We start from the raw sequence: 21501 nt of genomic DNA on the forward strand, positions 1-21501 counted from the left end.
CGTCAGCGTCGTCTTGCCGTGGTCAACGTGGCCAATGGTGCCGATGTTGACGTGCGGTTTCGTGCGATCAAACTTTTCCTTTGCCATGATGGCCTCCTTTTCGGTTGGAGCGATGCGCGGTCAGTCCGCGCATGCTGCTATCTCGTTTTGCGCCTTAGGCGTATTTCGCCTGGATCTCGTCGCTGATGTTCTGCGGCACCGGGTCGTAGTGGTCGAACTGCATCGTGAAGTTCGCACGGCCCGAGGACATCGAGCGCAGCGTGTTGATGTAGCCGAACATGTTGGCCAGCGGCACAAAGGCGGCGATGGCGATGGCGTTGCCGCGCTGCTCCTGCCCGGTCACCTGACCGCGACGGGACGTCAAATCACCGATGACGTTGCCGGTGTAATCTTCGGGCGAGATCACCTCGACCTTCATCACCGGTTCCAGCAGCTTGGCGCCAGCCTTGCGCAGACCTTCGCGCATGCACATCCGTCCGGCGATCTCGAAGGCCAGGACGCTGGAGTCAACGTCGTGGAACTTGCCGTCGAGCAGCGCCACCTTGAAATCGATCACAGGGAAGCCGGCAAGCGGGCCGCTGTCCATGACCGATTTGATGCCTTTCTCAACACCCGGAATATATTCCTTGGGAACGGCGCCCCCAACGATCTTGGACTCAAACGAGTAACCTTCGCCCGGTTCTGTTGGCGAAATGACCATTTTGACCTCGGCGAACTGGCCCGACCCACCCGACTGTTTCTTGTGGGTATAGGTGTGCTCGATCTCGTGACCGATGGTCTCGCGATAGGCCACCTGCGGCGCACCGATGTTGGCCTCGACCTTGAATTCACGCTTCAGGCGATCGACCAGAATGTCGAGATGCAGTTCGCCCATGCCCTTCATGATGGTCTGCCCGGATTCCAGATCCGTTTCGACGCGGAACGAGGGATCTTCGGCGGCCAGACGCGCCAGACCCTGGGACATCTTTTCCTGGTCTGCCTTGGTCTTGGGTTCGACCGCGATCTCGATCACCGGGTCGGGGAAGGTCATGGTTTCCAGAACCACCGGATCCTTGGCGTCGCACAGGGTGTCACCGGTGGTGGTGTCCTTCAGGCCCGCCAAGGCGATGATGTCGCCCGCAAAGGCTTCTTCGATCTCTTCACGGTTGTTCGAGTGCATCATCATCATACGGCCGATGCGCTCTTTCTTGCCCTTCGTGGAGTTCAGGATCGAGTCGCCCTTGCTCAGGACGCCCGAATAAATCCGGGTGAAGGTCAGCGAGCCGACAAAGGGGTCGTTCATGATCTTGAACGCCAGACCGGCAAACGGCATGCCGTCATCCGCGCGACGGGGGATGCTCCGGGTTTCCGTCTCGTCGCCCGGCTTGAAGCCCATGTAGTCGACCACGTCCATCGGGCTGGGCAGATAGTCGATCACGGCATTCAGCAGCGGCTGCACACCCTTGTTCTTGAAGGCCGAGCCGCAAAGGACCGGAATGAACTTGATCGCCAGGGTGCCGGCACGGATCAGGCGGCGCAGCGTCGGCACGTCGGGCTCTTCGCCCTCCAGATAGGCCTCCATCGCGTCGTCGTCCATTTCGACGGCGGTCTCGATCAGGGTCGCGCGCCATTCCTCCGCGGTCGCCTTCAGGCTATCGCGGATCGGACGTTTTTCCCAGGATGCGCCCAGGTCTTCACCGGCCCAGACCCATTCTTCCATGGTAACCAGGTCGACAATGCCTTCCAGCTCGTTCTCGGCACCGATCGGGATCTGAATCGGGGCCGGAATGGCGCCGGTACGATCCTTGATCATGTGCACACAGTTGAAGAAGTCGGCGCCGATCTTGTCCATCTTGTTGACAAAAACGATGCGCGGCACCTTGTAGCGGTCGGCCTGGCGCCAGACGGTTTCGGTCTGCGGCTCGACGCCGGCATTGGCGTCGAGAACGGCAACCGCACCATCGAGAACCGCCAGCGAACGCTCGACTTCAATGGTGAAGTCGACGTGGCCGGGGGTGTCGATGATGTTCATCCGGTGCTTGGCCGTGTCGGGCGTGGCGCCATCCTCGGTGCGTTCCCAGAAGGTGGTGGTCGCCGCCGAGGTGATGGTGATCCCGCGTTCCTGCTCTTGCTCCATCCAGTCCATGGTGGCCGCACCATCGTGCACCTCACCGATGTTGTGGGATTTGCCGGTGTAGAACAGGATCCGTTCCGAGCAGGTGGTCTTGCCTGCGTCGATATGGGCCATGATGCCAAAGTTGCGGTAGCGGTCGAGCGGATATTCGCGTGCCATGAGTCTGTAGCCTCTAAGGGGTTACCAGCGGTAATGCGAGAAGGCCTTGTTGGCCTCTGCCATCTTGTGGGTGTCTTCGCGCTTTTTCACGGCCGACCCGCGGGACTGGACAGCGTCCATAAGCTCGCCCGCCAGGCGCTCTTCCATCGTGTTCTCGTTGCGCGAGCGCGAGGCGTTGATCAGCCAGCGGATGGCCAGAGCTTCGCGGCGCTCGGGGCGCACTTCGACCGGCACCTGATAGGTGGCACCACCGACGCGGCGCGAGCGCACCTCGACGGACGGCTTGATGTTGTCCAGCGCCTCGTGGAACACCTCGACGGGCGCGCGCTTGATCTTGCCTTCAACGCGATCCAGCGCATTGTAGACGATCGTCTCTGCGACCGACTTCTTGCCGTCGATCATCAGATTGTTCATGAATTTGGTCAGAACGCGGTCGCCATACTTGGCGTCAGGCAGAATTTCGCGCTTCTCGGCGGCGTGACGACGGGACATCTCGCTCTCTCCTTACTTGGGACGCTTCGCGCCGTATTTCGAACGACGCTGCTTACGGTCTTTGACGCCCTGGGTATCCAGAACACCACGCAGAATGTGATAGCGCACACCGGGAAGGTCTTTGACCCGACCGCCGCGAATCAGCACGACCGAGTGCTCCTGGAGGTTATGGCTTTCCCCCGGGATGTAGCTGATGACTTCGAAGCCGTTGGTCAGGCGCACCTTGGCGACTTTCCGCATGGCCGAGTTCGGTTTCTTCGGCGTGGTGGTGTAGACACGCGTGCAGACGCCGCGTTTCTGCGGGCACTGCTCCAGGTGCATGGACTTCGAGCGTTTCACTTTGGGCTGCCGCGGCTTGCGGATCAGCTGCTGAATCGTTGGCATTCCGGTTCTTTCCCCGTTTCGCAACACATGTGTCAGTGCACGCATGTGCGTGCGGTTCCAATCTCGTGCGCCATACGCGTCCGCAAGCGCAAAAACCGCAATCGTTCCCATTCCGAGGTGAACGACGCGGTGGGTTATCAGAGGATCGAGGCTGTAAAAGGGCCTGGATCTTGACCACTTCAATATGAAGTCGGCTGTGGGGCGACCCCCGGTGCCGAGATAGCGGGCCGTATATGGGGAGTCGCGGGGACTGTCAACAGCCGTTGGCGGGCATTGGCCCCTGCGGACACCGATCCTGTCCGCTTGTCATCCGGCGGCGCCATTGCGACAGTGCAACCGGAACATGAACCCGGCGCCGCGCCGGCACAAGGGGCATTTGACATGCAGGTCATCGGAATTTGCCGGTTCTCCTATCTGGGTCTCGGCGGCTTTCAGGTGGAGCATGACACTCTGGAGGCGCGGGCCGCCTTTCTTTATGACCCCGACCGGATGGAGACGCGGTTTCGCACCTTTGAAACCCTGACCCTGCCGCCGCTGCGCGCCCAGACCGACCCCGACTTCACCCTGCTGGTGGTCACCGGCGACAGCCTGCCCGCCCCCTATATGGAGCGGCTGCGCGCGCTGCTGGCCGACCTGCCCCAGGCGGTGATCCAGACCCATCCGCCCGGGAAACACCGTCAGGTCATGCAGGAGGCGATCAATTCGCTGCGGCGGTTCGACAAGGAGCCCTGCCTGCAGTTTCGCATGGATGACGACGACGGGGTCGCCTGTGCCTATGTCGAGCGTCTGCGCGACGCCGCCCATGACCTGCACAAACTGGCTCGGCGCCACCGTCACATCGCCATCGACTTCAATCAGGGCTATATCGTGGGGTCCGGCCCCGGGGGGCTGTCGGCCACGCCCACCCGGCGCCCTTGCACCACGGCCGCGCTGGCGCTGATGTTCAAGCCCTCGGTCAGGCTCACGGTGATGAACTTCGCGCATCAGAAGCTGCCGCAGATGATGCCCACCGTCAGCTTTACCGGCGAGGACATGCTGCTGCGCGGGCACAACGACCACAACGATTCCCGGCAGAAACCCGGGGTCACGCCGATCGCGCTTGCGCCACTGGATGCCACCCAGGAGGCGCTGTTCAGAAAGGTCTATAACGTGGATGCCGATCACGTGCGCCGTGTCTATGGCGGCGCCTGAGGGTCAGGACGCGGCCCGCCCGCGATAGAAGGTAAAGAGCCCGGCGGCCGCGACGATCGAGGCGCCGATCAGCGTCAGCGGCTCGGGCCAGTGGCCGAACACCGCCCAGCCCAGCCCCAGCGCCCAGACCAGCCCGGTATAGCGGAACGGCGCGGTGAACGAGACCTCGCCCACCCGCATCACCATCACGCTAAGCAGGTATCCCAGCATCACGAAGAACGACGACGTCCCGATCAGCGACGCGGTTCTTGCCGTCAGCGGAACCCAGTCCACCCAGACCGAGGCCAGCCCCGCCGCCACGCAGACCGCCAGCGCCGATGCCAGCGTCACGACCATCGACGACACCTCGGCGGACATCCGCCGGGTCACCAGATCGCGCACCGTCACGCAGCCCACCGCACCCAGCGCGTAGAGCGCATGCTGACTGAACCCCTCGGGCCCCGGGCGCACGATCAGCAGCATGCCGCCAAACCCCAGCCCGATCGCCAGCATCCGCCGCCAGCCCACCCGCTCGCCAAAGAACAGCGCGGCCCCCAGGGTCACGGTCAGTGGCAGCACCTGCAACACGGCGGTGACATTGGCCAGCGGCATGTTCATCAGCGCGGTCAGAAAGAAATAGGCCGCCGCCACCTCGACCAGACAGCGAACCGCCAGGAGGCCGGCGTCGCTGCGCGACATCCGCAGATGTAGCGCGCCCAGCCGCCGGGCCAGAAGATACAGCAGCAGCGAGCTGATCAGCCCGCGCAGCGTCAGAAGCTGCAACAGCGGCAAGGCGCCATGGGTCGCCTTCACACAGGTGTCGTTGATCGTGAAGGCAGCCATGCTGCCCATCATAAGCAGCGCGCCTCTGGCATTGGGCATCATCGCTCAGAGCGTCCGCAGCCGGGTCAGCGTCGTATCGAAATGGATCTGCAACTGCGCCTCGATCTCCGCCTCGGCCAGCTTGTGAGACAGGCCCATCTGCGCCGGGTTCGATTTGTTGTCGCCATGGATGGTGCGGATGAACGCCGGCACCGAAATATCCGAGTAAGTGTTGAAATGCTGCGCCAGCTTGCGGTGATTGAAGCGATAGGGGTTGGCCCCGTGTCCCACCGGCGCGACCAGCGTCGTCCCGGTCGAAAGCGGCGCCCGCTCGCAGGCGTCGAACACCTCGGTCTGCGCCCCGGTCGAGCGCACATAGAAGCCGCGGTTATAGGCGATCACAAAGGGCGTTTTCGGCCCGTTCAGCTTCATCAGCCCCCCGGCGAGCCGCTTGGTCCGCTTGACGAAATTTTTGTCCAGCGCGTCATCGTCATCCAGCCGGAACAGGATCCGGTGGGTGCAGTCGTCATGCGGGACGGCGTTATAGCCCCTTTGCAGCAGTTTATAGTGGTTTCCGGTCCCCACCGGCAGGCAGTGGATATTGGGCAGCGGTTCGATCAGATCGACCAGCCGCTCCAGATAGCGATCCGGCATGCTCTCCGCGGTCAGCACCACCATGTCGAAATCCGGGTCGGTCTGCCCGGTCAGCGACGGCAGGCAAAGCTCTTCGAACAGCCGGAACCGCAGCGCCATCCGCTCCGGCGCGAACAGATGCGCGGCGGTGTCCTCCAGCGTCTTGAACCGCTCCGAGTAATAGGTGGGCGTCAGCACCGAAAACCTGAGCAGCCCCACTGTCCTGACCTTCCGGTCCATGCCCGCGCTCCCTTTCGAACCGGGCACAGCAAACACCGGACAGCGCCGGAAGAAAAGCGGCAATCGGTCCGGCAGCCGATAAAGAAAGCCCCCCGCAGCGGTTGCTGCGGGGGGCCGGGTTTTTCAGGATCGGGCCCGAGGGCCGTGGATCAGTCGCGGCTTTCGGGGGTATCGACCAGCGTGTCGAACGCGTCGCCGCCGATGATGTCCTCTTCGCTCGGCGCGGCCAGCGCCGCGGCCGCCTCTGCCTCTTCCCGGCGCGCTTCGATCACGACATTGTCGCGCTCCTGCGCGATACGGCGCACAAGCTTGGTCGCCCCGCCGGTCCCTGCCGGAATCAGCCGGCCGACGATCACGTTCTCCTTGAGACCGACCAGCTTGTCCCTCTTGCCCTGAACCGAGGCCTCGGTGAGCACGCGGGTGGTCTCCTGGAACGAGGCCGCCGAGATGAAGCTGCGGGTCTGCAGCGACGCCTTGGTGATCCCCAGCAGGATCGGCTCGCCCTGTGCCGGACGACCGCCCTTCGCGATGGTCTTCTCGTTCATCGCGTCGAATTCCTGCTTGTCGACATGCTCGCCCTTCAGAAGGGTGGTCTCGCCGCTGTCCAGGATCTCCCATTTCTGCAGCATCTGGCGGACGATCACTTCGATATGCTTGTCGTTGATCTTCACGCCCTGCAGTCGATAGACGTCCTGCACCTCGTCGATCATGTAGTTGGCCAGGGCCTCGACACCCATGATCGACAGGATGTCATGCGGCGCCGGGTTGCCGTCCATGATGTAGTCACCCTTCTGCACGAAGTCGCCTTCCTGCACCGGGATGTGCTTGCCCTTGGGCACCATGTATTCCACGGGCTCCATGCTCTCGTCGGCGGCTTCGATGGTGATCCGGCGCTTGTTCTTGTAGTCGCGTCCGAACCGCACGTAGCCGTCGATCTCGGCAATGATCGCGTGGTCCTTCGGACGGCGCGCCTCGAACAGTTCCGCCACCCGCGGCAGACCGCCGGTGATGTCCTTGGTCTTGGCGCCCTCGCGCGGGATACGCGCAACCACGTCGCCGGCCTGGACCTCCTGGCCTTCCTCGATCGACAGGATCGCGTCCACCGACATCGGATAGGTCACCGGGTTACCGGCATCGTTGCGCACCGGTTCGCCATCGGCATCGACCAGAATGATCTCGGGCTTGAGTTCGTTGCCCTTGGGCGCGGCGCGCCAGTCGATCACGATCTTCTGGGTCATGCCGGTGGCATCATCGGTCTCGTCGCGCACGGCGACGCCCGAAACCAGGTCGACAAACTTCGCCGTCCCCGCCTTTTCGGCGATGATCGGAAGGGTGTAGGGATCCCACTCGAACAGCTTGTCGCCGCGCGCGATCTTGGCACCCTCCTTCACGAACAGCTTGGTGCCATAGCCAAGCTTAAAGCTGGCCCGTTCCTCGCCATGCTCGTCATTGATCAGCAACTTCATGTTGCGGCCCATGACCAGCGGTTCGCCGGCTGCGTTTTCCAGCAGGCTGGAGTTCTCGAAGGCAATCACACCGTCCTGACCGGCCTCCTGGAACGATTGCTGACCACCCTGGGCGACGCCGCCGATGTGGAAGGTCCGCATGGTCAGCTGCGTGCCCGGCTCGCCGATCGACTGCGCCGCGATGATGCCCACGGCCTCGCCCTGGTTCACCAGCGTACCGCGCGCCAGGTCACGGCCATAGCACATGGCACAGACGCCTTCTTCGGCCTCGCAGGTCAGCGGGCTGCGGATGCGGATGCTTTGCAGACCCGATTCCTCGATCGCGTCAGCGGTCCGTTCATCGATCAGCTGGCCGACAGCGGCGATCACCTCGTCGGTGCCCGGCTTGACGGCATCCTCGGCCGTGACACGGCCCAGAATCCGCTCGCTCAGGCTGGAGACAACCTCGCCGTCGTTGACCGCCGCCTCGACGGTAATGGCGTTCTCGGTGCCGCAATCCTTCATCCGGACGATACAGTCCTGCGCCACGTCCACCAGACGCCGCGTCAGATACCCCGAGTTCGCAGTCTTCAGCGCGGTGTCGGACAGACCCTTCCGCGCGCCGTGGGTGGAGTTGAAGTACTCCAGCACGGTCAGACCTTCTTTGAAGTTCGAGATGATCGGCGTCTCGATGATGTCGCCGTTCGGCTTGGCCATCAGGCCGCGCATCCCGCCCAGCTGCTTCATCTGCGTGACCGAGCCCCGCGCGCCGGAGTGGGCCATCATGTAGACCGAGTTCGGCTCCATCGCGGCGCCGTTCTCGTCGTACTTGACCGCCGAGATCGAATTCATCATCGCCTCGGTGACGCGGTCGTTACACTTCGACCAGGCATCGACGACCTTGTTGTACTTTTCGCCCTGAGTGATCAGGCCGTCCATGTACTGCTGTTCAAAGTCCTTAACCTGATCGCGGGTTTCCTCGACGATCGGCCATTTCGCCTCCGGAATCACCATGTCGTCCTTGCCAAAGGAGATGCCGGCCTTGAACGCCTCGCGGAAGCCCATGGTCATGATCTGATCACAGAAGATGACCGACTCTTTCTGCCCGCAATAGCGGTAGACGGTGTCGATGACCTGCTGCACCTCTTTCTTCCGCAGCAGCCGGTTGACCAGCTCGAACGGCGCCTTGGCGTTGAGCGGCAGCAGCGCGCCCAGACGCACGCGGCCCGGGGTGGTCTCATAGCGCTTGAGAACCTCGTTGCCCTCTTCGTCGATCTGGGTGATCCGCGCGGTGATCTTGGTGTGCAGATGCACCGCGCCGGCGTCCAGCGCGTGCTGGACCTCGTCGATCGAGCCAAAGATCTTGCCCTCGCCGGGCATGCCTTCGCGTTCCAGGGTCACATAGTAGAGACCCAGGATCATATCCTGCGACGGCACGATGATCGGCGCGCCATTGGCGGGCGACAGCACGTTGTTCGTGGACATCATCAGGACGCGCGCCTCCAGCTGCGCCTCAAGGCTCAGCGGCACGTGCACGGCCATCTGGTCACCGTCAAAGTCGGCGTTGAAGGCCGAGCAGACCAGCGGGTGCAGCTGGATCGCCTTGCCCTCGATCAGAATCGGTTCGAACGCCTGGATGCCGAGACGGTGCAGCGTCGGCGCACGGTTCAGCATCACCGGGTGTTCGCGGATCACCTCGTCGAGGATGTCCCAGACCTCCGGCCGCTCTTTCTCGACCAGTTTCTTGGCCTGTTTCACGGTCGAGGAAAGGCCCTTGGCCTCCAGCCGCGAATAGATGAACGGTTTGAACAGCTCCAGGGCCATCTTCTTGGGCAGCCCGCACTGGTGCAGTTTCAGCTCCGGCCCGGTCACGATGACCGAACGGCCGGAGAAGTCGACCCGCTTACCCAGAAGGTTCTGACGGAAGCGACCCTGCTTGCCCTTGAGCATGTCCGACAGCGACTTCAGCGGGCGTTTGTTGGCCCCGGTGATGACGCGGCCACGACGACCGTTGTCAAAGAGGGCGTCGACCGATTCCTGCAGCATCCGCTTTTCGTTGCGGACGATGATGTCGGGCGCGCGCAGCTCGATCAGCCGCTTCAGACGGTTGTTCCGGTTGATCACCCGGCGATAGAGGTCGTTCAGGTCCGAGGTGGCGAACCGGCCGCCGTCCAGCGGCACCAGCGGGCGCAGCTCGGGCGGGATGACCGGGATCACGGTCATGATCATCCATTCCGGGCGGTTGCCCGATTCCAGGAAGCTCTCGACCACTTTCAGACGTTTGATGATCTTCTTCGGTTTCAGCTCGCCGGTGGCCTCGGCCAGATCGGCGCGCAGCTGCTCGGCCTCGGCCTCCAGGTCGATGTTCTGCAGCATCTCGCGGATCGCCTCGGCGCCGATGTTCGCCGTAAAGGCGTCCATGCCGTAGGCGTCCTGCGCGTCCATGAACTCTTCTTCAGTCAGCATCTGGCCATAGGACAGATCGGTCAGACCGGGTTCGATCACCACGTAGTTCTCGAAATAGAGCACCCGCTCGAGATCGCGCAGCGTCATGTCCAGCATCAGACCGATGCGGCTGGGCAGCGATTTCAGGAACCAGATATGGGCGACGGGCGAGGCCAGCTCGATATGGCCCATCCGCTCGCGGCGGACTTTTTGCAGCGTCACCTCGACACCGCATTTCTCGCAGACGACGCCGCGGTATTTCATCCGCTTGTACTTGCCGCACAGGCATTCGTAATCCTTGATCGGACCGAAGATGCGCGCGCAGAACAGCCCGTCACGCTCGGGCTTGAACGTGCGGTAGTTGATGGTTTCCGGCTTCTTGATCTCGCCATAGGACCACGACAGGATCCGTTCCGGCGAGGCAAGCGAGACCTTGATTTCGTCAAAGACCTTGGGCGGGGTCAGCGGGTTGAACGGGTTATTCGTGATTTCCTGGTTCATTTTCTAATCCTTAGAGGCTGGCGGTGGAGAGGCACTGGATCGGTCCCTGCCCCGCGACATGGTCGCGGGGCGGGGCAAACCCGCGCGTTAGTCCTCTTCCTCCGCATCCAGGAGTTCCATGTTCAGGCCGAGGCCGCGGACTTCCTTCACCAGAACGTTGAAGGATTCGGGCACGCCGGCCTCGAAGTTGTCCTCGCCCTTGACGATGCTTTCATAGACCTTGGTCCGGCCGGCCACGTCGTCCGACTTGACCGTCAGCATCTCCTGCAGGGTGTAGGCGGCGCCATAGGCTTCCAGTGCCCAGACCTCCATCTCCCCGAAACGCTGACCACCGAACTGCGCCTTGCCGCCCAACGGTTGCTGGGTAACCAGGCTGTAGGGCCCGGTAGACCGCGCGTGGATCTTGTCGTCCACCAGGTGGTGCAGTTTCAGCAGGTACTTCATGCCCACGGTGACCGGGCGGGCGAATTGCTCGCCGGTGCGGCCGTCGAACAGGATCGACTGACCCGAGGTGTCAAAGCCGGCGCGCCGCAGCGCGTCGTTCACGTCGGCCTCTTTCGCGCCGTCAAAGACCGGCGTGGCGATCGGAACCCCGCGGGTGACATTGCCGGCCGCCTCGACCAGACGATCCTCGTCCATGCCGACGATGCCCTCTTCATAGACATCCTCGCCATAGGCGTGGCGCATCGCCTCGCGCACAGGTGTCAGATCGCCCGAGCGGCGATAGTCCTGCAGCGCGTCGTCGATTTTCAGCCCCAGACCGCGCCCGGCCCAGCCCATATGGGTTTCCAGGATCTGACCGACGTTCATACGCGACGGCACGCCCAGCGGGTTGAGGCAGAAATCGACCGGCGTCCCGTCGGCAAGGAACGGCATGTCCTCCATCGGCACAACACGGGAAATGACGCCCTTGTTGCCGTGGCGGCCGGCCATCTTGTCGCCCGGTTGCAGCTTGCGCTTCACCGCGACAAAGACCTTGACCATCTTCATCACGCCCGGCGGCAGGTCGTCGCCGCGGCGGACCTTTTCGACCTTGTCCTCGAAGCGGGCGTCGAGCGCGCGTTTCTGCGCCTCGTACTGCTCGTTCAGGGCCTCGACGATCTGCGCGTCGGCCTCTTCGGCCAGCGCCAGCTGCCACCACTGGCCGCGGCTGAGGTTGTCCAGCAGCTCTTCGGTGATTTCCGAGCCGGACTTGACCCCCTTCGGCCCCTTGGCAACGGTCTTGCCCAGGATCAGCGTTTTCAGCCGGGCATAGATGTTGCGATCCAGGATCGTCAGCTCGTCGTCGCGGTCACGCGCCAGACGCTCGACCTCTTCGCGCTCGATCTGCAGGGCGCGCTCGTCCTTCTCGACGCCGTGACGGTTGAACACACGCACCTCGACCACGGTGCCGAAATCGCCCGGCTTCACCCGCAGCGAGGTGTCGCGCACGTCGCTGGCCTTTTCGCCGAAGATGGCGCGCAGCAGCTTCTCCTCCGGGGTCATCGGGCTTTCACCCTTGGGGGTGATCTTGCCGACAAGAATATCGCCCGGCTCCACATCGGCGCCGATATAGACGATGCCGGCCTCGTCGAGGTTGCGCAGCGCCTCTTCGCCCACGTTCGGGATGTCGCGGGTGATCTCTTCCGGCCCCAGCTTGGTATCGCGGGCCGCGACTTCGAATTCCTCGATATGGACCGAGGTGAAGACGTCATCGCGCGAGATGCGCTCGGAGATCAGGATCGAGTCCTCGTAGTTGTAACCGTTCCAGGGCATGAAGGCGACGACGACGTTCTTGCCCAGTGCCAGCTCTCCCATGTCGGTGGACGGGCCGTCGGCGACCACCTCGCCCTTTTCGACGGTCTGGCCCACCTTCACCAGCGGGCGCTGGTTGATGCAGGTATTCTGGTTCGACCGCTGGAATTTGCGCAGACGGTAGATGTCCACGCCCGCGTCGCCCAGTTCCAGATCCTCGGTGGCGCGGATCACGATCCGCTGCGCATCGACCTGGTCGATCACGCCGGCCCGGCGGGCCTGGATCGCGGCGCCGCTATCGATGGCGACCTTGCCCTCGATGCCGGTGCCCACCAGCGGCGCCTCGGCCCGCAGCAGCGGCACCGCCTGACGCTGCATGTTCGAGCCCATCAGCGCGCGGTTGGCGTCGTCGTTTTCCAGGAACGGGATCAGCGAGGCCGCAACCGACACCAGCTGTTTCGGGCTGACGTCGATCAGGTCCACGTTTTCACGCGGCGCCAGGGTATAATCGCCCGACTGGCGGGTGCTGACCAGATCGTTGATGAAGTTGCCGTTCTCGTCCAGCGTCGCGTTGGCCTGCGCCACGGTGTGGCGCATTTCCTCGGTCGCGGACATGTAATGGACCTCATCGGTCACATGGCTGTCCTTGACGACGCGATAGGGGGTTTCGATGAAACCGTACTTGTTCACCCGGGCAAAGGTCGCCAGCGAGTTGATCAGACCGATGTTCGGCCCTTCCGGCGTCTCGATCGGGCACATCCGGCCATAGTGGGTCGGGTGCACGTCGCGGACCTCGAAGCCCGCGCGCTCACGGGTCAGACCGCCCGGGCCAAGCGCCGAGAGGCGGCGTTTGTGGGTGACTTCCGACAGCGGGTTGGTCTGGTCCATGAACTGCGACAGCTGCGACGAGCCGAAGAATTCGCGCACCGCGGCGGCGGCCGGTTTGGCGTTGATCAGATCCTGCGGCATCACCGTGTCGATCTCGACCGACGACATGCGCTCCTTGATGGCGCGCTCCATCCGCAGCAGACCGACGCGATACTGGTTCTCCATCAGCTCGCCGACCGAGCGCACCCGGCGGTTGCCCAGGTGGTCGATGTCGTCGATGTCGCCCTTGCCGTCGCGCAGTTCCACCAGCGCCTTGATGCAGGCGACGATGTCCTCGCGGTCCAGCGTGCGCTGGCTGTCCGGCTTGTCCAGCGCCAGACGCATGTTCATCTTGACCCGGCCAACGGCGCTGAGGTCATAGCGCTCGTTGTCGAAGAACAACGTGTCGAACAGCGCGCTGGCGGCCTCGACGGTGGGCGGCTCGCCCGGGCGCATCACGCGATAGATGTCCGTGAGCGCGGTATCGCGGCCCATGTTCTTGTCCATCGCCATGGTGTTGCGGATATAGGGGCCGACATTGATATTGTCGATGTCCAGCACCGGGATCTCGGTGACGCCTGCATCGATCAGCTCTTTGACCGAACCGCCGATCAGATCGCCGGCCTTGTCGTATTCCAGCGTCAGCTCATCGCCAGCCTCGACATAGATCGCGCCGGTTTCTTCGTTGATGATGTCCTTGGCCACGAATTTGCCGACGATATGCTCGAACGGCACCAGCAGGTCGGTCACCGAGCCTTCGTCGATCAGCTTCTTGACCGCGCGCGGGGTCACCTTCTTGGTGGCCTCGGCGATGATCTCGCCAGTGGCGGCATCGACCAGGTCATAGGTCGGACGGGTGCCGCGCACACGCTCGGGGAAGAACGGCGTGACCCAGCCCGCGCCCTTGCGCAGGGTATAGGTGACGGTCTCGTAATAGGCATCCATGATGGATTCCTGATCGAGTCCCAGCGCATAAAGCAGGGTCGTCACCGGCAGTTTGCGGCGCCGGTCGATGCGCGCAAAGACGATGTCCTTGGCGTCGAATTCGAAATCCAGCCACGAGCCGCGGTAGGGAATGATGCGGCAGGCGAACAGCAGCTTGCCCGAGCTGTGCGTCTTGCCCTTGTCATGGTCGAAGAATACGCCCGGCGACCGGTGCATCTGCGACACGATCACCCGCTCGGTCCCGTTTACGACAAAGGTGCCGTTCGGCGTCATCAGGGGCATGTCCCCCATGAACACGTCCTGCTCCTTGATGTCCTTGACCGACTTGGCGCCGGTATCCTCGTCGATATCGAACACGATCAGACGCAGCGTGACCTTCAGCGGCGCGCTGTAGGTCATGTCGCGCTGCATGCATTCCTCGACGTCGTACTTCGGCTTTTCCAGTTCGTACTTCACGAACTCCAGAACCGCCGTCTCATTGAAGTCCTTGATCGGAAAGACCGACTGGAACACGCCTTTGATGCCCTCGCCGTCCTGCGGATCGGGCTGATCGCCGGATTTCAGGAACAGCTCATAGGACGATTTCTGAACCTCGATGAGGTTCGGCATCTCCAGGACTTCGCGAATCTTGCCGTAATATTTGCGAAGACGTTTCTGGCCGAGGAAGGTTTGCGCCATGTCAGTGGTCACCTTTTCAGTTTCTCACCGGGCAAGACAGCCGCCGGGCCACGGCCGCTTGCCCATACGAGATCACGTGTTCGGATCAATTCGCGGCCGCCGTCCCGACTGGCGGCCTTCCCGATCCCTGAACCACGCCTTAGAAAGGGTCCGGCCCCGCCCTGGGCCCTTTCTGAGACAGGTTCGGCTGGACCCGGGGTTCCCCGGATCCAGCCAAGTTCGCTACCGTCGGCTCGCGCCGCGCACCGATGTGGCTCAGGCCACTTCGACTTCGGCGCCAGCTGCTTCCAGCTTGCCTTTGACTTCTTCGGCTTCGTCTTTCGACACGCCTTCTTTGATCTTGCCGCCGGCTTCGACCAGTTCCTTGGCTTCTTTCAGGCCCAGGCCGGTCAGCGCGCGAACTTCTTTGATCACGTTGATTTTCGAAGCGCCGGCGTTCTTCAGAACGACGTCGAATTCGGTTTTTTCTTCTTCGGCAGCTGCGCCGGCATCCGCCGGGCCAGCCATCATCACAGCGCCGCCTGCGGCGGGCTCGATGCCGTACTCATCCTTCAGGATGGTTTTCAGTTCTTGTGCTTCGAGCAGGGTCAGACCAACGATCTCTTCTGCCAGTTTCTTCAGATCAGCCATTTTATCAGCTCTTTCCGTTTTGATGTGTGTTCCAACGTCAGGACGCCTGCCCTACGCCGGTCAGTACAAGTCGCGTTCCGCTTACGCGGCCTCCGCCCTCTCTTCGATGGTCGAAAGGATGCTTGCGATATTGCTTGCAGGTGCGCCAATTGCCCCGGCGATGTTGGAGGCGGGTGCGCCGATGCAGCCGGCGATGGAAGCGATGAGCTCCTCGCGCGACGGCATTTTCGACACGGCCTCGACACCGGCCCGATCAAGAGCGTTCTCTCCCATTGCACCGCCAAGGATTTCGAACTTTTTGTTCTCCTTGGCGAAGCCCTCGGCAACCTTGGCCGCAGCCACAGGATCCTCGGAATAGGTCAGAACGGTCATGCCGGTCAGCAGGTCAGCGATGCTTGCGCAGGGCTTACCCTCAAGGGCGATTTTGGCGAGCCTGTTCTTGGCAACACGCACTGATCCACCCGCTTCGCTTGCACGCGCGCGCAGATCCTGCATCTCGGCAACTGTCAGACCGGTGTAGTGGGCAACCACCACAACGCCAGAGCTTTCGAAGATTTGGCCGAGTTCCTCGACCACTTTCTCTTTCTGGGCTCTATCCACAGTTCTCTCCAAGTTTGGGACGCATTCCCGCGCCCCGGCTCATGTTTGCCGGGCCAGGCCCGGCGTTCAGGTCCGAAATACGGGGTTGAGCCAAAAACCGCCCGAAGGCAAAGCCCCCGGCCAATCTGGTCTTTCCCGTCTCAGGCAGGAGATTAAGGCCACCGGCCACCCGCCGTCTTGGACGAAACGAAGAAAAGCGCACGACGAATCGCGCGCTTTGCCTCGCGTGTCTTCCTAGGCCGGATCGCGCCGGTTTCCAAGGGGTAAATCGCATGTGCGCCATATCAATTGGCAATTAACCTTCGGTCCCGCCGAATGCCGCGCGCCGCGGCGCGTCCAGGTCCAGCGCCAGATCCAGCCGCGCGCCGACCTCGTCCAGCCGGGCAAGCATGGCGTCATCCGCCTTGTGCATCGCGTCATAGAGCACGCGCAACCGTGCCTCCGGCGCATCCGAGGCGATCGCAGTCTCGATCCGGCGGGTGAGCGGCGTCGTGAACCCCCGCGAGTCCGATCGCCACTCCAGCTTGCGGCGCCAGGCGTCGAAGTCATAGCCGATCATATGCAGCAGAAACCCGCGCTGTGCCGCCCCGACGACGCGCTCGGTCACCGGCGCCCCATCCGGACGCGCGACCCAGTGCTGGCGCACGCGCACCTCTCCCAGCCCGGTGCGGGTGGCCGATTTACCCTGCGGATGCCCGATCAGCCCCAGCCGGCGCGGCCCGAACAACGCGGCGTTATCGCCATAGACATGGCGCGCCGCTTCGCGCGGCATCGGCAGCCGGAACAAAAGCCTGTCCCGGGGCACGTCCGGGCGCACCACCTCGGCGGTTTCCACGCGCACCGCCTCGATCCCGGCCGATTGCGCGGCCAGCAGCGTGGCGATACTGCGCCCCTCCAGATACAGGAACTCGTCCGCGTCCACGTTCAGGAACCAGGGCTCCTCGGTCCGGAGATAGGCCCAGGTCAGCGCGGCATTCTGGCGTTTTGGGAAATTGGAATCGGGCGCCCGGCCCAGCATCTCCCAGAACTCCGGCGTGCAGGGCACGCACTCGATCCGGGGATGATCCCCCAGGACCCCGATGGCGGGGTCCTGGGGATTGTCGAACAGCAGCAGCAGCGAATGCGCGCCCTGGTCCAGATACCACGCCACAAAGCGAAGCGTATCGTCCAGGCTTTCCCTCAGGATTGCGGCGGCGCGCCATTCCCCCTGCATGCGATCAGCTCTATTCGCCCGAGGCGTCAGCCACGTCGATCGAAACGCCCGGGCCCATGGTCGAGCTGAGAGCGATCTTCTTCATGTAGGTGCCCTTGGCACCAGCCGGCTTGGCCCGAGCCACGGCGCCGACGAAAGCCCGCACGTTCTCGACCAGCTTGGCGTTGTCGAACGACGCCTTGCCGACACCGGCATGGACCACACCGGCCTTCTCGACCTTGAACTGAACCTGACCGCCCTTGGCGTCCTTGACGGCCTGCGCCACGTCCATGGTCACGGTGCCGACCTTGGGGTTCGGCATCAGGTTGCGCGGACCCAGCACCTTGCCCAGACGGCCGACGATCGGCATCATGTCCGGGGTGGCGATGCAGCGGTCGAACTCGATGGTGCCGCTCTGGACGGTTTCCATCAGATCCTCGGCGCCGATGATGTCCGCACCGGCCGCTTTCGCCTCATCGGCCTTGGGGCCACGGGCGAAGACGGCGACGCGCATGGTCTTGCCGGTGCCGTTCGGCAGGCCGACGACGCCGCGGACCATCTGGTCGGCGTGACGCGGGTCAACCCCGAGGTTCACCGCGATCTCGATGGTTTCGTCGAACTTGGCCGAAGCCGAGCTCTTGACCAGGGCGACAGCATCCTCGACCGACAGGTTTTCCTTGCCGGCAAAGGCTTCGCGGGCGGCGCGGGTACGTTTTCCAAGCTTTGCCATATTACTTCACCTCGATGCCCATGGAGCGGGCAGAGCCCAGGATGATCTGCATCGCCGCCTCGATATCGTTGGCGTTCAGATCCTTCATCTTGGCTTCGGCGATCTCGCGCACCTGTGCGACGGTCACCGACCCGACGGTCTCACGACCGGGGTTGTTGGCGCCCGATTTCAGCTTTGCGGCCTTCTTCAGGTAGAACGACGCCGGCGGCGTCTTGATGTCCATCGTAAAGGACTTGTCCTGATAGTAGGTGATCACGGTCGGGCACGGCGCGCCGGGCTCCATATCCGCAGTCTTGGCGTTGAACGCCTTGCAGAATTCCATGATGTTGATGCCGCGCTGACCCAGCGCCGGACCGACCGGCGGGGAGGGGTTCGCCTGACCGGCGGGGACCTGAAGCTTCATGCTCCCGACGAGTTTCTTGGCCATTGGCCTTTCTCCTTTCCAACACCCTCGGAACGCGTTCCTCGGGTTTTCGTTGTGTGGTCCGGGCCCCCGCGACGCGTCGCCGGCACCCTCCCACGCTCACCTCACGTCAGATCTGCTTGGTGACCTGCGTGAATTCCAGTTCGACCGGGGTTTCCCGGCCAAAGATCGACACCGACACCTTGAGGCGCTGGTTGTCTTCGTCCACTTCCTCGATCATGCCGTCGAAGTCCTCGAACGGCCCGTCGTTGACCTTGACCCGCTCGCCGATCTCATAGTGGATCAGGGTCCGCGGGGCTTCCTCGCCCTCCTGAACGCGGTTCAGGATCTGGTTCACCTCGGCATCGCGCATCGGCATCGGGCGGCCCTGCGGGCCAAGAAAGCCGGTGACGCGGTTGATCGAGTTGATCAGGTGATAGCCGCGGTCCGACATTTCCATATGCACCAGCACGTAGCCGGGCATGAACCGCCGCTCGGTCGTGACCTTCTTGCCGCGCCGCACCTCGATCACCTCTTCGGTGGGCACCAGCACCTCGTCGATCTCGTCCTCAAGGCCGTTCTCTGCCGCAGCGGTTCTGATCTGTTCCGCGATCTTCTTCTCGAAGTTGGAAAGAACGCTGACCGAGTACCACCGCTTCGCCATGAGCCCTGATGTCCTTGTCCTGATCCGGTGCGACCGCATCCGGGGCACCGATTTTCTGTAAAATTCCCAAGCGGCTAATCCGCCAGCCCCGGAATAAAAAGCGGCGCGCAACTCGAATCGCCGCACGCCATACCCCAAAGGTAGGGGCTCACCTACAGCCATGGGCCGAAATGATCAAGGGGGCAGGGCCGATTTCGCCCCGCGCGCGGGGCTAGCCGAAGAAGGTCAGGATGCCCTGCAGGCCCGAGCGGATCAGCAGATCGACCAGGGCGAAAAACGTCGCGGTCAGGGCGGCCATGATGAACACCATCACCGTGGTCAGCAGAACCTCGCGGCGGGTCGGCCAGACAACCTTGGCGACCTCGGCGCGGACCTGCTGGATGAACTGGATCGGGTTGGTGGTGGCCATGGGCGGAAATCCTGTCTGAATCAAAGGCGCACATAACCGGGCGGGGCGCGGAATTCAAGCCGGGGATTGGGGAATTCGCCGGGCGGACCGTACAGCCAGCGCCCCGGCCCCGGCGGCCAGATCCCTCCGGTTGGGGAGTTCGGGGGCGATTTCGTACACGGCGGCGGTCACGGCGGCGGTGGCCAGGACGACCGGCGCGGTCGGTCTGATGTCCGGCGCCACGCGGCACCGCTCAAGGTTCAATCCGAGGGAAAATGGCAGGGGCAGCAGGGTTCGAACCCGCGACCTACGGTTTTGGAGACCGTCGCTCTACCAGCTGAGCTATACCCCTAAGGCCGGGGCCTGATTTATGGCAGCAGGCGACGGGACACAAGAGGAAATCTGCCTCTGCGGCGGTCCGAACGGCATTGCCCCGGGCGCAGGGATCACTATGACTGACCTCCGGCACAAGCAGGGGGGGGCCGCGCATGAGCCTGCGCAGGAAAGTCATGAACAGCGCCTGGTTCGCCCGCGCCATCAGCGGGCTGTTCGCGGGCTATATCCGGTTTGCCCATGCGACGTCGCGCTGGCGGCGCGAGGGGTTCGAGGAGATGGACCGCGCGCTGGCCGCTGGTGAGCCGGTGATCTTCGTGGTCTGGCACCAGCGTATGATGATGGCGCCCTATATGTTCGACCGCTCGCTGGGGCCGATCTGTTCGCTGACCTCGGCGGGCCGCGGCGGGCGGCTGGTCGGCGTGTTGCTGCAGCGGTTCGACTGGGAGAATATCTCGATGTCCAGCCACAAGCGGCATGTGGCGCTGTCGCGCGAGGTGCTGCGGCGAATGCGCGAGGGGGTTTCAGTCGCCATCGCCGCGGACGGGCCGCGTGGGCCGGCGCGGGTCAGCTCGACGGTGCCGCTGATCTGGGCGCGGAGTTCCGGAAAACGGGTGTTCGCGGTGAGCTTCTCGGCCAACCGGGTGGTGGAGTTTCCGACCTGGGACCGGATGTGGATGCCGGCGCCGTTCAGCCGCGGCGTGTTCCGCTGCGCGGAATGGACCTGCACGGTGCCGCGCAAGGCCGATGAGGCGGAACTGGAAGCGCTGCGGCGCGATTTCGAGGCGACGCTGGACGCGGTCGCCGACGACAGCGACCGGGCGGCGGGCCGCCCGGTGCCGGCGCGGCGCGCCCCCGACCGGACCTAGGGCGCGGCGCGTTCCAGGGCGTCGAGGTCGGCGCCGCAGATCGCCGCCTCGGCGGCCCGGATACGGTCGATCGGCCAATCCCACCAGGCGAGGACCAGCAGCCGCGCGACGGTCGCGGCGTCAAAGCGCATCCGCACCACCCGCGCCGGATTGCCCGCCACCACCGCATAGGGCGGCACCTCGCCCGTCACCACCGCCCCGGCGCCGACGATCACACCGCTGCCCAGCCGCGCGCCGGGCAGGATGCGCGCGCCCTGCCCGATCCAGACGTCATGACCGATCCGCGTATCCGGACCCGGCCCCTGCGGCAACGAGGGGCGGCCGGGCGTCGGCCCGTCGAAGATCGCAAAGGGAAAGGACGAGAACCCGTCATAGCGGTGATTGGCCGAGGCTGTGATGAAACGCACCCCGTCGGCGATCTGGCAAAACCGGCCGATCACCAGCCGCTCGGGCGAGAAGTCGAACAGGTACGGGGCCAGATGCGCCGCCCAGTCTGCGGGCGGATCAAAGGCGCTGGCATAGCTGTACTCGCCCACCTCCCAGCGCGGATGGTCGACGGCGGATCTGAGAAAGACGGTGCCCGGATGCCGGCTGCCGTCGGGCAGGCGGACGGGATGGCGGGTGTCGGGCGTTGGAAAATCGGGCGTGGGAATATCGGGCATGGCGGGCCTCTCTGTTGCGGTCGGGAATCATTTGCGACGGGGTCAGAGAGATGTGGTCACCGGAGCCTCCATTGTTGCCCGCAGGGTAGCGGCAACGCGCGGCGGAGAAAAGCCGCTGACGCGGCTTGCCGCCGGCGGGGACGTTTACAGTGAGAGGAGAGGGCAGGCTGCGTCTTCTTCTCGTGCCAAAAATACGGCCGCCCAGATCCGGTCCGGCCCGGTCAAGGAAAGGGCCGCCCCATCTGGAGCGGCCCTTTCAAACATCTACGGTGTGGGCTCTCGCCGGTTTTCAGGGAAACCCGGCTGCCACCCTGTTACTCGATGATTTTCGAGACGACGCCGGCACCGACGGTGCGGCCGCCTTCACGGATGGCGAAACGCAGGCCGTCTTCCATGGCGATC

Annotated in this window: 19 protein-coding genes and 1 tRNA gene; 2 read left to right on the forward strand and 18 right to left on the reverse strand. The window is 63.7% G+C overall.

The features are described from left to right. From E1832_RS01220 to rpsL, 4 genes are all read right to left on the reverse strand, one after another. On the reverse strand, positions 1-87 hold an 87-nt coding region (locus E1832_RS01220), incomplete at its 3' end, for a GTP-binding protein (RefSeq protein WP_133357806.1). A gap of 67 nt (positions 88-154) precedes the next feature. Further along, positions 155-2272: an elongation factor G gene (gene fusA, locus E1832_RS01225; RefSeq protein WP_133357927.1), complete on the reverse strand. Its 2118-nt coding sequence runs from the start codon at positions 2270-2272 to the stop codon at positions 155-157. Between the two features lie 21 nt (positions 2273-2293). Further along, complete coding sequence (rpsG, locus tag E1832_RS01230) at positions 2294-2764, reverse strand: 30S ribosomal protein S7 (protein WP_133357928.1); 471 nt, start codon at positions 2762-2764, stop codon at positions 2294-2296. Between the two features lie 12 nt (positions 2765-2776). Continuing rightward, positions 2777-3148 carry a 30S ribosomal protein S12 gene (rpsL, locus tag E1832_RS01235; protein WP_005621086.1) on the reverse strand — a complete coding sequence of 124 codons (372 nt, stop codon included), beginning with the start codon at positions 3146-3148 and terminating at the stop codon, positions 2777-2779. Positions 3149-3529: 381 nt separating this feature from the next. On the opposite strand from rpsL, the gene E1832_RS01240 reads away from it, so the two are divergent. Further along, positions 3530-4339 carry a putative rhamnosyl transferase gene (locus E1832_RS01240; RefSeq protein WP_133357929.1) on the forward strand — a complete coding sequence of 270 codons (810 nt, stop codon included), beginning with the start codon at positions 3530-3532 and terminating at the stop codon, positions 4337-4339. Positions 4340-4342: 3 nt separating this feature from the next. Here the strand turns inward: E1832_RS01240 and E1832_RS01245 are convergent, their stop codons facing one another. The 12 genes from E1832_RS01245 to E1832_RS01300 all read right to left on the reverse strand — a co-directional run bounded on the left by E1832_RS01245 (position 4343) and on the right by E1832_RS01300 (position 19587). Continuing rightward, positions 4343-5203 (reverse strand): DMT family transporter, encoded by an 861-nt coding sequence (locus E1832_RS01245; protein WP_133357930.1) that lies wholly within the window; start codon positions 5201-5203, stop codon positions 4343-4345. Positions 5204-5206: 3 nt separating this feature from the next. Next, complete coding sequence (locus E1832_RS01250) at positions 5207-6013, reverse strand: glycosyltransferase (protein ID WP_133357931.1); 807 nt, start codon at positions 6011-6013, stop codon at positions 5207-5209. Between the two features lie 149 nt (positions 6014-6162). Then, complete coding sequence (gene rpoC, locus E1832_RS01255) at positions 6163-10404, reverse strand: DNA-directed RNA polymerase subunit beta' (protein ID WP_133357932.1); 4242 nt, start codon at positions 10402-10404, stop codon at positions 6163-6165. 87 nt (positions 10405-10491) lie between these two features. Beyond that, on the reverse strand, positions 10492-14628 hold the full coding sequence (gene rpoB / locus E1832_RS01260; RefSeq protein ID WP_133357933.1) for a DNA-directed RNA polymerase subunit beta: 4137 nt from the start codon (positions 14626-14628) through the stop codon (positions 10492-10494). A 255-nt stretch (positions 14629-14883) separates the two neighbouring features. Beyond that, positions 14884-15258 (reverse strand): 50S ribosomal protein L7/L12, encoded by a 375-nt coding sequence (gene rplL / locus E1832_RS01265; protein WP_133357934.1) that lies wholly within the window; start codon positions 15256-15258, stop codon positions 14884-14886. 81 nt (positions 15259-15339) lie between these two features. After that, complete coding sequence (rplJ, locus tag E1832_RS01270; protein WP_133357935.1) at positions 15340-15858, reverse strand: 50S ribosomal protein L10; 519 nt, start codon at positions 15856-15858, stop codon at positions 15340-15342. Positions 15859-16153: 295 nt separating this feature from the next. After that, entirely contained in the window at positions 16154-17071 is a 918-nt protein-coding gene (locus E1832_RS01275) for a glycosyltransferase family 2 protein (RefSeq protein ID WP_133357936.1), read from the reverse strand. 10 nt (positions 17072-17081) lie between these two features. Then, positions 17082-17780 carry a 50S ribosomal protein L1 gene (gene rplA / locus E1832_RS01280; protein ID WP_133357937.1) on the reverse strand — a complete coding sequence of 233 codons (699 nt, stop codon included), beginning with the start codon at positions 17778-17780 and terminating at the stop codon, positions 17082-17084. A 1-nt stretch (position 17781) separates the two neighbouring features. Continuing rightward, entirely contained in the window at positions 17782-18207 is a 426-nt protein-coding gene (gene rplK / locus E1832_RS01285) for a 50S ribosomal protein L11 (protein WP_133357938.1), read from the reverse strand. A 106-nt stretch (positions 18208-18313) separates the two neighbouring features. Next, positions 18314-18847: a transcription termination/antitermination protein NusG gene (gene nusG, locus E1832_RS01290; RefSeq protein ID WP_133357939.1), complete on the reverse strand. Its 534-nt coding sequence runs from the start codon at positions 18845-18847 to the stop codon at positions 18314-18316. A 211-nt stretch (positions 18848-19058) separates the two neighbouring features. Further along, the gene (secE, locus tag E1832_RS01295) at positions 19059-19256 is read right to left on the reverse strand and encodes a preprotein translocase subunit SecE (RefSeq protein WP_133357940.1); all 198 of its coding nucleotides are present in this window, start codon (positions 19254-19256) and stop codon (positions 19059-19061) included. 255 nt (positions 19257-19511) lie between these two features. Beyond that, positions 19512-19587: transfer RNA gene (locus tag E1832_RS01300), tRNA-Trp, on the reverse strand. A 136-nt stretch (positions 19588-19723) separates the two neighbouring features. On the opposite strand from E1832_RS01300, the gene E1832_RS01305 reads away from it, so the two are divergent. Further along, entirely contained in the window at positions 19724-20437 is a 714-nt protein-coding gene (locus E1832_RS01305; protein ID WP_133357941.1) for a lysophospholipid acyltransferase family protein, read from the forward strand. Here E1832_RS01305 and E1832_RS01310 read toward each other — a convergent pair. Both E1832_RS01310 and E1832_RS01315 read right to left on the reverse strand, forming a co-directional pair. Next, a complete protein-coding gene (locus E1832_RS01310) occupies positions 20434-21099 on the reverse strand; it encodes a CatB-related O-acetyltransferase (RefSeq protein WP_133357942.1) in 666 nt (221 codons plus the stop codon). The genes E1832_RS01305 and E1832_RS01310 overlap by 4 nt on opposite strands. A gap of 314 nt (positions 21100-21413) precedes the next feature. Then, the coding region (locus E1832_RS01315; RefSeq protein ID WP_206020970.1) for an EF-Tu C-terminal domain-related protein at positions 21414-21501 on the reverse strand (88 nt) is incomplete at its 5' end.

Source organism: Antarcticimicrobium luteum (genome assembly GCF_004358185.1).
Classification (GTDB): domain Bacteria; phylum Pseudomonadota; class Alphaproteobacteria; order Rhodobacterales; family Rhodobacteraceae; genus Antarcticimicrobium; species Antarcticimicrobium luteum.

What these genes read in the sequence shown, in the direction of transcription:
- fusA (WP_133357927.1), bottom strand. Translation starts at nt 2,272, where the DNA reads ATGGCACGCGAATATCCGCTCGACCGCTACCGCAACTTTGGCATCATG.
- rpsG (WP_133357928.1), bottom strand. Translation starts at nt 2,764, where the DNA reads ATGTCCCGTCGTCACGCCGCCGAGAAGCGCGAAATTCTGCCTGACGCC.
- rpsL (WP_005621086.1), bottom strand. Translation starts at nt 3,148, where the DNA reads ATGCCAACGATTCAGCAGCTGATCCGCAAGCCGCGGCAGCCCAAAGTG.
- E1832_RS01240 (WP_133357929.1), top strand. Translation starts at nt 3,530, where the DNA reads ATGCAGGTCATCGGAATTTGCCGGTTCTCCTATCTGGGTCTCGGCGGC.
- E1832_RS01245 (WP_133357930.1), bottom strand. Translation starts at nt 5,203, where the DNA reads ATGATGCCCAATGCCAGAGGCGCGCTGCTTATGATGGGCAGCATGGCT.
- E1832_RS01250 (WP_133357931.1), bottom strand. Translation starts at nt 6,013, where the DNA reads ATGGACCGGAAGGTCAGGACAGTGGGGCTGCTCAGGTTTTCGGTGCTG.
- rpoC (WP_133357932.1), bottom strand. Translation starts at nt 10,404, where the DNA reads ATGAACCAGGAAATCACGAATAACCCGTTCAACCCGCTGACCCCGCCC.
- rpoB (WP_133357933.1), bottom strand. Translation starts at nt 14,628, where the DNA reads ATGGCGCAAACCTTCCTCGGCCAGAAACGTCTTCGCAAATATTACGGC.
- rplL (WP_133357934.1), bottom strand. Translation starts at nt 15,258, where the DNA reads ATGGCTGATCTGAAGAAACTGGCAGAAGAGATCGTTGGTCTGACCCTG.
- E1832_RS01275 (WP_133357936.1), bottom strand. Translation starts at nt 17,071, where the DNA reads ATGCAGGGGGAATGGCGCGCCGCCGCAATCCTGAGGGAAAGCCTGGAC.
- rplA (WP_133357937.1), bottom strand. Translation starts at nt 17,780, where the DNA reads ATGGCAAAGCTTGGAAAACGTACCCGCGCCGCCCGCGAAGCCTTTGCC.
- rplK (WP_133357938.1), bottom strand. Translation starts at nt 18,207, where the DNA reads ATGGCCAAGAAACTCGTCGGGAGCATGAAGCTTCAGGTCCCCGCCGGT.
- nusG (WP_133357939.1), bottom strand. Translation starts at nt 18,847, where the DNA reads ATGGCGAAGCGGTGGTACTCGGTCAGCGTTCTTTCCAACTTCGAGAAG.
- secE (WP_133357940.1), bottom strand. Translation starts at nt 19,256, where the DNA reads ATGGCCACCACCAACCCGATCCAGTTCATCCAGCAGGTCCGCGCCGAG.
- E1832_RS01305 (WP_133357941.1), top strand. Translation starts at nt 19,724, where the DNA reads ATGAGCCTGCGCAGGAAAGTCATGAACAGCGCCTGGTTCGCCCGCGCC.
- E1832_RS01310 (WP_133357942.1), bottom strand. Translation starts at nt 21,099, where the DNA reads ATGCCCGATATTCCCACGCCCGATTTTCCAACGCCCGACACCCGCCAT.